The 12888-nt window shown below is 43.9% G+C and carries 12 protein-coding genes; 11 read left to right on the top strand and 1 reads right to left on the bottom strand.

What is annotated here, in order from left to right:
* Window position 1 precedes the first annotated feature (1 nt).
* The 10 genes from mraY to ftsZ all read left to right on the top strand — a co-directional run bounded on the left by mraY (window position 2) and on the right by ftsZ (window position 10860).
* Window positions 2–1210 carry a phospho-N-acetylmuramoyl-pentapeptide-transferase gene (gene mraY, locus B3O12_RS09665; RefSeq protein ID WP_286756149.1) on the top strand — a complete coding sequence of 403 codons (1209 nt, stop codon included), beginning with the start codon at window positions 2–4 and terminating at the stop codon, window positions 1208–1210.
* Between the two features lie 132 nt (window positions 1211–1342).
* Window positions 1343–2680 (top strand): UDP-N-acetylmuramoyl-L-alanine--D-glutamate ligase, encoded by a 1338-nt coding sequence (gene murD, locus B3O12_RS09660; protein WP_286756148.1) that lies wholly within the window; start codon window positions 1343–1345, stop codon window positions 2678–2680.
* A gap of 49 nt (window positions 2681–2729) precedes the next feature.
* The gene (locus tag B3O12_RS09655) at window positions 2730–3026 is read left to right on the top strand and encodes a four helix bundle protein (protein WP_286756147.1); all 297 of its coding nucleotides are present in this window, start codon (window positions 2730–2732) and stop codon (window positions 3024–3026) included.
* 66 nt (window positions 3027–3092) lie between these two features.
* A complete protein-coding gene (locus B3O12_RS09650) occupies window positions 3093–4250 on the top strand; it encodes an FtsW/RodA/SpoVE family cell cycle protein (RefSeq protein ID WP_189630187.1) in 1158 nt (385 codons plus the stop codon).
* Between the two features lies 1 nt (window position 4251).
* Window positions 4252–5364 carry an undecaprenyldiphospho-muramoylpentapeptide beta-N-acetylglucosaminyltransferase gene (gene murG, locus B3O12_RS09645; RefSeq protein ID WP_286756183.1) on the top strand — a complete coding sequence of 371 codons (1113 nt, stop codon included), beginning with the start codon at window positions 4252–4254 and terminating at the stop codon, window positions 5362–5364.
* Window positions 5361–6734, top strand: coding sequence for a UDP-N-acetylmuramate--L-alanine ligase (gene murC / locus B3O12_RS09640; protein ID WP_286756145.1), 1374 nt, complete (start codon window positions 5361–5363; stop codon window positions 6732–6734). The genes murG and murC overlap by 4 nt, the downstream gene beginning before the upstream one ends.
* A complete protein-coding gene (locus B3O12_RS09635) occupies window positions 6731–7498 on the top strand; it encodes a cell division protein FtsQ/DivIB (RefSeq protein ID WP_189630189.1) in 768 nt (255 codons plus the stop codon). Before murC ends, B3O12_RS09635 begins: the two co-directional genes overlap by 4 nt.
* Window positions 7499–7506: 8 nt before the next feature.
* Window positions 7507–8814, top strand: a complete 1308-nt coding sequence (gene ftsA, locus B3O12_RS09630; RefSeq protein WP_189630190.1) for a cell division protein FtsA — start codon at window positions 7507–7509, stop codon at window positions 8812–8814.
* 69 nt (window positions 8815–8883) lie between these two features.
* Window positions 8884–9237: a four helix bundle protein gene (locus B3O12_RS09625; RefSeq protein ID WP_286756144.1), complete on the top strand. Its 354-nt coding sequence runs from the start codon at window positions 8884–8886 to the stop codon at window positions 9235–9237.
* 54 nt (window positions 9238–9291) lie between these two features.
* Window positions 9292–10860: a cell division protein FtsZ gene (gene ftsZ, locus B3O12_RS09620; protein ID WP_286744923.1), complete on the top strand. Its 1569-nt coding sequence runs from the start codon at window positions 9292–9294 to the stop codon at window positions 10858–10860.
* A 175-nt stretch (window positions 10861–11035) separates the two neighbouring features.
* Here the strand turns inward: ftsZ and B3O12_RS09615 are convergent, their stop codons facing one another.
* Entirely contained in the window at window positions 11036–11563 is a 528-nt protein-coding gene (locus B3O12_RS09615) for an NADPH-dependent FMN reductase (RefSeq protein WP_189630194.1), read from the bottom strand.
* Between the two features lie 236 nt (window positions 11564–11799).
* Between B3O12_RS09615 and B3O12_RS09610 the strand changes: the two genes are divergently transcribed.
* Window positions 11800–12618 (top strand): purine-nucleoside phosphorylase, encoded by an 819-nt coding sequence (locus B3O12_RS09610; RefSeq protein ID WP_286756142.1) that lies wholly within the window; start codon window positions 11800–11802, stop codon window positions 12616–12618.
* The last annotated feature ends 270 nt before the right edge of the window (window positions 12619–12888 follow it).

Genomic DNA, 12888 nt, shown 5'->3' with positions numbered 1-12888 from the left:
CATGTTATACTACTTATTCGACTATTTAGACCGTGAATTTGACCTGATTGGAGCTGGAGTATTCCAGTACATCTCCTTCAGGGCAGGTATGGCTGTGCTCGTTTCATTGCTCATCACCATCACATTTGGTAAGTCTCTCATCAACATGCTACGGAAAATGCAGGTAGGTGAAACCATAAGGGATCTTGGTTTGGAAGGCCAAATGCAAAAGAAAGGCACACCAACTATGGGTGGGCTCATTATTATTGCGGCCATTGTAGTGCCAACACTACTGTTTGCCAAGCTTGAAAATATCTATGTCATCCTTTTGCTGGTAACTACTTTGGTTTTAGGCGGAATCGGCTTTTTGGATGACTATATCAAAGTATTCAAAAAGAACAAAGAAGGGTTAGCTGGTAAATTCAAAGTTGTTGGACAAATATCAGTAGGCTTAATCGTAGGAGCCACACTTTATTTTCACCAAGATGTTGTAATACGTGATTTTAATCTACCGGATGTAGATAGTGATCCACCAATTGAAGTCAATTGGTTTGAATATAAGTCAACAACTACGACTATACCATTTGTAAAGAACAATGAGCTGGATTACAGCAAACTGAATCCGACCGAGAATGAGCTGATTACAGCAGGCATATACATCTTAATTGTCATTTTCTTTGTTACGGCCATCTCCAATGGGGCAAACATTACCGATGGAATCGATGGACTGGCAGCCGGTACTTCAGCAATTATAGGCCTCACACTGGCCATATTGGCCTATATCTCAGGTAATGCCATCTTCTCCGATTACCTCAATGTAATGTTCATTCCAAGATCTGGAGAGCTGGTAATCTTCTGTACGGCTTTTGTGGGTGCTTGTGTAGGCTTTCTTTGGTACAACTCATACCCTGCCCAGGTATTTATGGGCGATACAGGTAGCCTTTCATTAGGTGGAGTAATTGCTGTACTGGCGCTAGTACTTAGAAAAGAACTTTTGATTCCCGTGTTGTGCGGAATCTTCGTGATAGAAAATCTCTCTGTGATTTTGCAGGTGAGCTATTTCAAATACACCAAAAAGAAATACGGTGAAGGCAGAAGAATCTTTAAGATGTCTCCGCTTCACCATCATTACCAGAAAATGGAAATCCCAGAACCTAAAATCGTTACGCGATTCTGGATTGTGGGAATCCTGCTGGCAATTATTGCCTTGGCCACATTGAAACTGAGGTGATGATTAGAGGAGGGCTAACACCCCTCTGTATCTCCCCTGAGAGGGGAGAAGTTGATATGAAGAAAAGAATTAAAATATAAAACCATAACCCAATTTCCCCCTAGCAGGGGGAATACAAGGGGGTAGAAACGAATGAAACGTAAACTAACCATACTCGGAGCCGGTGAAAGCGGCATAGGAGCAGCCTTACTAGGGCAGGCTAGGGAGTATGATGTGTTCGTTTCAGACGCAGGTCAAATCAAAGCGAATTATAAGAAGGAGCTTGATGATGCTGGAATTGCTTATGAAGAAGGAAGTCACTCGACAGACCGAATTCTGAAAAGCGACTTGGTAGTAAAAAGCCCAGGCATTCCTGAAAAGGCAGAGTTGATTAAAAAGCTAAGAGCTAACGGAAATCTGATCATTTCAGAAATCGAGTTCGCAGCACAATTCACCAATGCAAAACTCATAGGAATTACCGGAACAAACGGTAAAACCACAACTGCAATGCTCACTTATCACATCCTGAAAACGGGTGGATTCAATGTAGGGCTAGCGGGCAATGTAGGAACCAGTTTCGCACGTCAGGTGCTCACGGAAAACTTCGATTGGTATGTGCTCGAACTGAGCAGTTTCCAGTTGGATGATTCCTACGAATTGAAATTAGAAATAGGGGTCTTGTTGAATATCACACCGGATCATCTGGATAGATACGACTACGACTTCCAAAAATATATCGCATCCAAGATGCGCATATTTCACCTTGTACACCTGGGACGTCATGCTGTCTATTGGCAGGATGACCCCCAAATCGGGGAAGGCATTGTTAAAGCCACTCGTGGCCTCAATGTACATCCCTTTTCGCTCAGCGGAGACGCTGCTGAGATAACTTATATACAAAATGATAGGTTGTTTTATGTCCCTAATGGTATTGAGGTATCTGCCCCCAGAGCAGATATCTCAATCAAGGGACTACACAATGCGTTGAATGCAGCCGCTGCCGGAAATGCTGCCCTTGTGGCCGGTGTTTCACCGGAAGCATTGCTTGAGGCACTTAAGACTTTCAAGGGAGCTGAACACAGGCTGGAACCTGTCCGCGAACTCAATGGAGTAGAGTACATCAACGATTCCAAAGCAACCAATCTTGATTCCGTAAAATATGCCCTCGATGCCTTCGAAAACCCAATTGTGTGGATTGCCGGAGGAATTGATAAGGGCAATGAATATAACCTGGTAAACCAACTGGTGCAGGATAAAGTGAAGGCGCTGATCTGCCTGGGAAAAGATAATTCCAAGCTCATTACGTCTTTCGAGAATTTGGTACCGGTAGTAAGGTCTACTGACGATTTGATCCAGGCTGTGCGCTGGGCCAAAGAACTTGCCAAACCGGGAGACATTGTGTTGCTGTCTCCGGCTTGCTCCAGTTTCGATCTGTTCCAGAATTATGTGGACAGAGGAAACCAGTTTAAGAGTGCCGTTAGGGCACTATGATTTTGGATTTATGAATGTTGAATGACGATTGAGCTTCAGTAGACACGATATGATCAAACGCCAAAGGCAATATGTACTCAGCAGTTTGAGAATGATTGAGGAATTGCCAAATGGATATACCTATGGTGTAATTGGTCAGCAACTGACTAGATGTAGTACCTCGGTAGGGGCTAATTATCGTGCTGCCTGTAGAGCAAAATCAGCAGACTTCATTAACAAACTGAAGATAGTCGAAGAAGAGGCCGATGAGTGCTTATACTTCATGGATTTATTAACCGAACTAAATGGAACGAATCTTCAATTGCTAAAAGAATTGATGAAAGAAGGAGATGAGATTTTGGCATAGTGGTGGCTTCGATCAAAACTTCTTCTGCGAACAGAAATATCAAAAATTAAAAATCAAAGATCTGAAATGAACAAGATCAAAGAATGGGCTGACAAGAATATTCAGGGTGACCCCGTCATCTGGTTGGTGGTTATTTGCCTGTCTGTTTTTGGTATTCTGGTAGTGTATAGTGCCACGGGGTCATTGGCCTATAGGGCTGGAGTAAACACCGAGAAATTTTTGATTCGCCACACCATTATGGTGGGCTTGTCATTATTTGTTATGTGGGTGGCTCATAAGATAGACTATAGGTACTATGCAAAGCTCACTCATTTTGCACTGCTACTTTCGGTGCCCCTGTTGCTTTATGCGTGGCAGTGGGGGTCTCAGGTAAACGGTGCCAATCGATGGATTGTACTTCCGTTTGTTGGGCTGCAGTTTCAGCCTTCAGATCTGGCAAAATTGGCTCTTATTGCTGCCTTGGCTACAATGTTGGCCAAACGTCAGCAAAAAATAGATGACTTTAAAGAATCTTTAATTCCAATGTTGGCCTGGTGTGGGGGCATTTGTGCCCTCATCGCCATGACCAACATTTCAACAGCCGTCATGCTGTTTGCTACCTGTATGCTACTGCTCTTCATAGGCCGTGTACCGGTAAAGTATTTGGCCATGCTTCTGGTAGTTGGTGCCTTTGCAGGCTTCGTAGCTATGAAGGTGGGGCAACGAGGCGAAACAGCTATGAACAGAGTTCGGTCGTTCCTCAATCCAACCGAAGTGCCTTATCAGGCTCAGGTGGCTAACATGGCCATTGCTACAGGCGGAATTTTAGGTAATGGGCCTGGCGAAAGTATTCAGCGAAATTTTTTGCCGGAAGCATACTCAGACTTTGCCTATGCAATCATCATTGAAGAGTATGGCTTGGTTGGCGGTGTTATGGTACTCTTTCTCTATCTGGTATTGCTGTATAGAGGCATGCGGGTAGTAGCCAATAGCGATAGGGCTTTTGGAGGCCTGCTTTCGGCAGGGCTAACTTTTGCCATAGTCATTCAGGCACTGGTAAATATTGGGGTTGTAGTGGGGCTCGGGCCGGTAACAGGCCAGACACTTCCGCTCATAAGTATGGGAGGTACCTCCCTGCTATTCACCGGACTATCACTGGGAATTATCCTCAGCGTGAGCCGAGGTGAGCAAGAAGACTTTTCGGCCATCAGTGGCGACATGAAGAATAAATTAAGAACTGCATAACATCGAAAAGAAAGAACCATATCGATTAATTATTAGCGGTGGAGGCACCGGAGGGCATGTGTATCCGGCCATAGCCATAGCCAACGCGTTCAAAGCTCGCTTTCCTGAAGCAGAGATTTTGTTCGTTGGGGCTAAGGGCAAAATGGAGATGCAAAAAGTGCCTGAAGCGGGCTATACCATTAAGGGGCTTTGGATCAGTGGGCTTCAGCGCAAGCTCACGCTCGATAATCTTTCTTTTCCCCTCAAAGTGGTCGATAGCCTGCTAAAGAGTAAGAAGATCATAAAACGGTTTAAGCCACATGCGGCAGTAGGAGTTGGAGGTTACGCCTCCGGTCCGTTGTTGAGAATGGCAGTTAAGCATAAGATTCCTGCCATTGTGCAAGAGCAAAACTCTTATGCAGGTTTAACCAATAAAATGTTGGCCAGGAAGGTACAGAAGATATGCGTGGCGTATCCGCAAATGGATCGCTTCTTTCCGGCCGAGAAGGTGGTACTCACGGGCAACCCGGTGAGAAAGGACATTACCGAACTGACTGATAAAAGGGATGCTGGTCTCAGCCATTTTGGGCTGCGGGCCGATAGACCTGTATTATTGGCTTTAGGTGGCAGCTTGGGAGCAAGAACTCTAAACGACAGCATGATTCTGAATATTCAGAAGCTAATTGATGCACAAGTGCAGGTGCTTTGGCAGTGTGGTAAATTCTACCATGCAGAAATGCAGAACAAGCTATCGCAAGTGCCTCAAAACGATCTGGTGAAGCTTTTTGAATTCCTGAAAGAGATGGACCTGGCCTATGCCGTGGCCGATGTGGTGATTAGCAGAGCAGGAGCTCTCTCAGTATCGGAGTTGAGTATTGCAGGTAAGCCCACCATTTTCGTGCCTTCGCCCAATGTGGCAGAAGACCATCAAACCAAGAATGCCCAGGCCATGGTAGAAAACAAGGCTGCGGTATTGGTAAAAGACGTTGAGGCAAGAGAGGTGCTCATTGATAGAGCCATCGAACTGCTGAAAGATGAACAGAAAAAAGCTCAGCTGAGCAAGAATATAAAGGCTATGGCCAAGCCCAATGCGGCCAATGAAATTGTAGATGAAATAGTGAAACTCATCGCATGAAGTTAGAAAAGATACATAGCGTCTATTTTGTCGGTATCGGTGGTATTGGCATGAGTGCTTTGGCCCGTTGGTTCAAGCACAACGGAAAGCGTGTGTCTGGCTACGATCGCACCTCAACGGAGTTGACCACCAGGTTAATTCAGGAAGGAATCGAGATTCACTTTGATGATAATATTGACCTGATCGATGCAGAGGTAAAGGCAAACCCCGAAGGTAGCTTGATTATCTACACTCCGGCTATACCCAAAGATCATTCAGAATTAAACTGGCTTAAGGATAACGGATTTGAAGTGCTCAAGAGATCACAGGTGCTGGGAATCATTACCCAAAACATGCGCAGTGTGGCAGTGGCCGGAACCCACGGCAAAACCACTACTTCATCGATGGTTGTGCACCTGTTAAAAGAGTCAGGGTTCGATGTGGCCGGTTTTCTTGGAGGAATAAGTGCCAACTACGATACCAATATGATCCTCAACGAAACCAGTGAGGCCATTGCTGTGATTGAGGCCGATGAGTTCGATAGATCATTCCTCACTTTACATCCCGAATGGGCTGTAGTGACTTCGGCCGATGCTGATCACCTGGATATTTATGGCCATAAGGATGCGTTGAAAGACTCGTTTAGGGACTTTATAAAAAGAATAAAGCAAGAAGGGAAACTCTTTGTGAAAAATGAGTTGGCCACAGAGCTTGTTTCAGGTCATGAGCTTAACCATGAAGGCTATGCGCTTTCAGAGGCTTCCATTACTGCCGAAAACATTCGCTTTGAAGAGGCCTCTTTTATTTTCGATTATAAGAATGGAGAGAAAACCATTGAAGGTATACGCCTCAATGTTCCCGGCTATCACAATGTGGAAAATATGCTTGCAGCCATATCTGTTAGCAGGCATTTAGGGGCTAAAGATGAATCCATTAAAAAAGCTGTAGAGAGCTATCGTGGAGTCAAACGCAGGTTTGAATTCATTATTAAGCGAGATGACCTGGTGTTCATAGACGACTATGCTCATCACCCTGTAGAGATTGCTGCTCTACTCAAATCGGTAAAAGACCTGTTTGCCGGCAAAAAGATTACGGTTGTTTTTCAGCCACATCTTTTCAGCCGTACCAGAGACTTCGCTCAAGAGTTTTCTGAGAGTTTGTCTTTGGCCGATGAAGTGATCTTGCTGGATATATACCCTGCCAGGGAACTTCCTATGGAAGGAGTGAATTCAGAGATGCTCATGGATGGTATTTCTGCCGAAAAGAAGATGGTATCAAGCAAAGAAAGCTTGATAGATCAGATAAAAGCCTGGCAACCTCAAGTGCTTTTAACTGTGGGGGCAGGTGATATAGATAAGTTAGTTCAACCCTTAAAACGTGCATTGTCATGAAAACAAAAGAGAATGTATTGAGAGTGCTGGGGATTATAGCCGGATGTGCCCTATTGGTTATTCTGGCCAGTTCGGTAGAGAAACGAGACTTTGGATATAGAGTAGAAGAAATAAATGTAGAGATAGAAAATGCCTTTGAGAACTTCTTTGTCGATGAAAGCGATGTAATGGAACTCATAATGCAAAACGAAAACGACTCCATTCTGGGAGACGGCTTTACTCCTGTAAGCTTAAAAGAAGTAGAGGAGCGAATTGAGTCACACAGTTTTGTAAAAGAGGCAGAGGTATACAGAGACCTAAAAGGCCATTTGGTAGTAAAGGCGAGGCAAAACAAACCTGTTGCCCGGCTAATGGGAACACAGGGCAAAAATGCCTACATCGCAGAAACGGGGGAGCTGTTGCCGGTATCTTCCAAATACACTGCTCGCGTACCTGTGATTACCGGACGCTACACCGAAAAACTTATGGCCATTAAGTCGGTGAAAGAAGAAGAGTATGCCCAAAAGATTTACACACTCATCAATTTCATTAACAACCACAAGTTCTGGTCTATGCAAATAGGTCAGATCGATATCAACAGCAAAGGATATGTGGTTATGTATCCCCAGGTGGGAGATCAACGACTGGAATTCGGCTATGCCGAAGACATAGAGAAGAAGTTCAAGAAGCTTGAGATTTTCTTCAAGCAAATAATGCCAACCAAAGGTTGGAACACTTACTCAAAGGTGAATGTAGAATATAAGGATCAGATAATTTGTGACTAACCAATGCCATGCAACACGACAAAATAGTAGTAGGACTCGACATCGGTACAACTAAGATTTGTGCCATAGTTGGAACCAAGAATGAATACGGAAAACTTGAGGTTCTGGGAATGGGTAAAGCCGTTTCAGACGGAGTGATCCGTGGAATAGTAACCAATATTGATAAAACCATTATTGCCATTGAAAAGGCGATTGCGGAGGCGAGTGAGCAATCGGGCATTGAAATCAATGTAGTCAATGTGGGAATAGCCGGTCAACACATTAAAAGCTCAATCCACCATGGAAGCATTACACGCGACCGGGTAGACGATGAAATTACCGTAGAAGATATCAATCGGCTCACCAACGACATTCACAAAATTGTAATGCCTCCCGGTTGCGAGATTATTCATGTTATGCCGCAAGACTACATTGTGGATTATGAAGATGGCATTAAAGATCCGGTAGGTATGTCTGGCGTAAAACTGGAAGCCGACTTCCATGTAATTACAGCACAGACCAATGCTATAAGAAATATAAACAAATGTGTTAAGCGGGCAGGGCTGGAAATCGAAAATCTCATTTTAGAGCCGTTGGCCTCCAGCATGTCGGTGTTGAGCGATGAAGAAAAAGAAGCAGGTGTTTGTTTGGTCGATATAGGAGGTGGTACTACGGATATTGCCATTTTCCATGATAGCATAATTCGCCATACCGCGGTCATTCCTTTCGGTGGCAACATTATTACAACCGACATTAAGGAGGGGCTCAAGGTAATGCAAAACCAGGCTGAGTTGTTAAAGACCAAGTTTGGCAAGGCCATAGCCGAAGAAGCCAATCCAAATGAAATTGTCTCGATTCCGGGCCTTAGAAACAGGCCTCCAAAAGAAATTTCTATTCGAAATCTGGCCCATATTATAGAAGCCAGAATGGAGGAAATAATTGAGTTGGTGCACGCAGAAATAATTACTTCGGGTTATGCCAATAAGTTGGCCGGAGGTATTGTGATAACCGGTGGCGGATCGCAACTGGCTTATGTGCAGCAACTGTTTGAATACATGACGGGCATGGATGCAAGAATTGGTTACCCCAACGAGCATTTGGGTAAATCTAAGATCGAAGCCATTAAGAGCCCAATGTATGCCACCACAGTTGGTTTGGTACTTTCAGGGTTCCGTGCCATAGATGAGCGCGAAAACCGCTACAATGAAAACAGAAACCATAGTGGAGTGAAAAAGGAAGTCAGAGGGCAAAAGAAAGGAGCAGAGTTTTTTAGCAAGCTTATTGACAAAACCAAAGGCCTTTTGATGGACGACTTTCATGATAAAGGGGAGTACTAGCTTAGAGCTAGGAGCATGAAGCGGGAAGCAAACGGCTTCCTGGAAACTTGAAATTAAATCACACACAAAATGAGCTTTAGGTTTGAACGGATGAAAATTTGGATTGAAGCAATGGACTTGGGTGAAGAGATTAATGCTCTTTCATACAAATTTCCGGATAGGGAGAAGTTCAATCTTTCCAGTCAGATTACGAGAGCGATTGATTCTGTTGCCTTGAATATTTCAGAAGGATCAATTGGTCAGTCAGACTCAGAGTTCAGAAGGTTTTTAGGTTACTCTGTGAGATCAATCGCAGAGGTTGTGACTTGCCTTTACAAAGCGAGGAACAGGAATTATTTAGGGGAAGAAGAATTTAAAGTCAATTATGAGCGATGCTTCAACCTCTTAAATATGATAGTAGCATTTAGGAAAAAAATGAAATAACCGCTGTGGGCTCCAAGCTTCAAGCTTCTCGCTCCCAGCTCAAAATAAAACGACATGGCAGACTCATATATGTTTGAACTTCCAAAGCACCACAAATCAATCATAAAGGTGATTGGTGTTGGTGGTGGCGGTAGTAACGCAGTAAACCACATGTATAATCAAGGCATTAAGGATGTGGAATTTGTAGTATGTAATACCGATGCCCAGGCACTTAAAAGCAGCCCTGTACCCAACAGGCTTCAGCTTGGTGTTGGGCTCACCGAAGGGCTTGGGGCTGGCGCCAATCCTGATATTGGTAAAAATGCCGCTATTGAAAGCAAGGAAGAAATTCGCACCATGCTTTCGGACGATACCAAAATGGTATTTATAACGGCCGGAATGGGCGGTGGCACTGGTACAGGAGCTGCTCCTGTAATTGCCAAAATTGCCAGAGACATGGATCTGCTCACAGTAGGTATAGTTACAGCTCCATTTAGCTTTGAAGGCAAAAAGAAAATGGAAGCGGCCAATAAAGGTATTGCTGAGCTCAAAGAGAACTGCGATACAGTTTTGGTAATACTTAACGATAAACTTCGTGAAGTGCACGGTAACCTGCCCATCAGCAAAGCCTTTGGAGAGGCCGATAATGTGTTGACTACAGCAGCCAAAGGTATTGCAGAAATTATTACCGTACCGGGCTATGTCAATGTAGACTTCATGGATGTTCAAACCGTAATGAAAGGTGCCGGAGCAGCCGTAATGGGCTCTGCTACAGCCGATGGAGAAGGCAGAGCATTGCGCGCAGCCGAAATGGCCATATCTTCTCCATTGCTAAACAGCAAAGACATTCATGGAGCAACCAAAATTCTCCTTTCCATTATTTCCGGAGAAGAGGCAGAGTTGCAAATGGACGAACTTACTGAAATCACAGAATACATTCAGGAAAAAGCTGGCGATGATGCAGAGGTTATCTTCGGGCATGGCATTGATCCTAATCATGGCCAAAACATCAGCGTAACAGTTATTGCTACAGGTTTTGAGGCTCCGGAACTGAAGACTCAAATGAGCGAATCGAGAAAAAAAGTTATCGATCTGGAGAGCAATCGAGAGATCGATTTGAGAGATGAAGACTCTCTTTCACCTAAGCACTCGCAAACTTCCCTTTTCGATCGTTCGGCTGAAGCTCCAAAGGCGGAGCCCCAACCTGAAGCTACCGGCAAGTCGCAAGACGATGACGATGATGAAGACGCCAATCCTTCGGGCTACTCCTTCCTGGCCAGACTTGCCAGAAAGTACGAGATAGAAGAATACCCTTCAGCTCCCTATGAGGAAGAAAATGAGGCACGAAACAGGTCGTTAGATAATGATTTCTACGAAGAGCGAAACAAAAACTTTTTGGAAATGAAGCGTGCTAAACTTATGGAGCAGGCTCGTTTGCGAGAAGAACGACTAAGAGGCTCTTCTAATCATGGAATGAACAACGATGACTTTAAAGAGCGTTTGGAAATACCCGCATACCAGCGAAGACAAGTTCGGTTGAGTGAAAACTCACCGTCATCTGAGCGTAATATTTCGAGATATAATCTCAATGATGATGACGAAATCATGGGAGACAATAAGTTTCTGCATGACAACGTGGACTAAAACCAATTTTTAACTTAATCAACGGTTAAAAGTTGAGACATGTGAATAAGACAGCCTACTGCCATGGGCTGTCTTTTTTTATTCCCGTCACCTTCAATTTGCTTTAGTTTTTTTAAGAAGAAGGCTCAAACGAACCTGTCAGTTGATAAATGGGTTCAGCGGCATGAAAAACGAATTAGAATGTCACCAACTTCTCAGCATGCTGGTGCAAAAGGGTGTTGTATAAGTCGTTGGTGATTCTGGTGCCATCCCAGTGCTTTTCTATTCCGGCCAGCTTAGGTTTAATGGCCAAAACGTGCATACCCAGGTAGTTGAAAATGTCAGTAAGGTGTGCCATAGCCAATACACCCCCCTGAACTCCGGAAGAAACACCTATTAAAGCTCCTTTCTTATCACGAATGCCCTCTGGGTATTTTAGTCCGTCAATAAAAGCCTTTAATACACCCGGGAAAGAACCATTATACTCTGGCACCACAAATACAATTTTATCAGAGGCCTGGACTCGCTCCCTAATAGCGTTGAACTTGCTGTTTTTACCATTGTTGTCATAAAGCGCAGTGCCTACAAAGTCGCCCGGTAGTTCGGCTAAATCTACTATTTGAGTGGGGCCGCTAAACTTGCTCTTCAGTATATCTTGGTAGTAATGAGCTACTTTGCCGCTCATTGAGTTTTTTCTGTTTGTTCCTACTACTATGGTGATCATGTTAAAGGCTTTGCAGCGCAAACTTAAAGTCATTCATCAAAAATGCCGACCTCTGTTTGCATTATTTCAAAGTATGTATGTACAGCAAATTGATATTTTATATAAAAGGTTCAATGGACAGTGTATTGATTGGCAACGGCTCGATGGAATTTTAGGAATTGTACCAGCCAATTGAAAATATCCGTTTAATTTCGACCCGGACAATCCTTCTTGTCTTTCACTGTAAATCATTAGCTATGACCTATTCAGAAAAAGTAAGGGAAACCACCACATATATACAATCCAAGACAAAAGTGAGGCCTCAGTTTGGGATTATTCTGGGTACGGGATTGGGTGCTTTGGTCAACGAAATATCAATTGTTGATGAAATTTCTTACGATAGTATTCCTCATTTTCCGGTGTCTACGGTAGAAAGCCATCAGGGTAAACTGATTTTTGGTGAGCTGGCCGGAAAAAGTGTAGTGGCTATGCAGGGGCGTTTTCATTACTACGAAGGGTACAATATGAAAGAGGTTACTTTTCCTGTTCGGGTAATGAAGATGCTGGGTATAGAGAAGCTCTTCATTTCTAATGCAGCCGGGGGTGTGAACCTGAACTTTCAGGTAGCAGATTTAATGATTATCGAAGATCACATCGATCTGACCAAAGAAAATCCACTTACCGGGCCTAACCTCGATGAATTTGGAGGGCGCTTTCCGGATATGAGCGAACCTTATGAACGAAAGATGATTGACGAAGCTATGGAGATAGCCCGTGCAAATGGTATCCGTTGTCATGAGGGTGTTTATGCAGGGGTGAGTGGACCTAACCTGGAGACACGAGCTGAATACAGGTTCATTGCCCGTATTGGAGGCGATGCAGTGGGTATGTCTACCATTCCGGAAGTCATTGTGGCCCGACATATGGATTTGCCTGTTTTTGCCATATCGGCTATCACCGATCGCTGCGACCCTGACCATCTGGAAAAAGTAGAGATTTCGAAAATACTGGCTGCGGCAGCACAAGCCGAGAAGGGAATGACCAAGATTATTAGGGAGCTGATCAGAAGACAGTGATTGATTGAACAAGAAGCAAAGCTTCCCGTGTTCCGTCTCAACGTCCTTTGAATATTTCACTATACTGGTTCTTTCAGATATCTCTACACAGTAAGAGTATTCGTTTTCAAGGTTAAATTGAGGTACTGTTTTATTTTCATTGAACATTTTATTTAATCTGAGTTCGATGTACGAAAAGAGCGTCATGCCGGAAAAACAGGCTTTAAACTCTCAAAAAGTGCTGTTTTATCCGGTATCTCCAGAGCCTAAATGAGATTGCGGATATTTTCC

It is taken from the genome of Roseivirga sp. UBA838, assembly GCF_002296035.1.
Classification (GTDB): Bacteria; Bacteroidota; Bacteroidia; order Cytophagales; family Cyclobacteriaceae; genus Roseivirga; species Roseivirga thermotolerans.
This window is presented reverse-complemented; position numbering and strand designations above follow the sequence as displayed.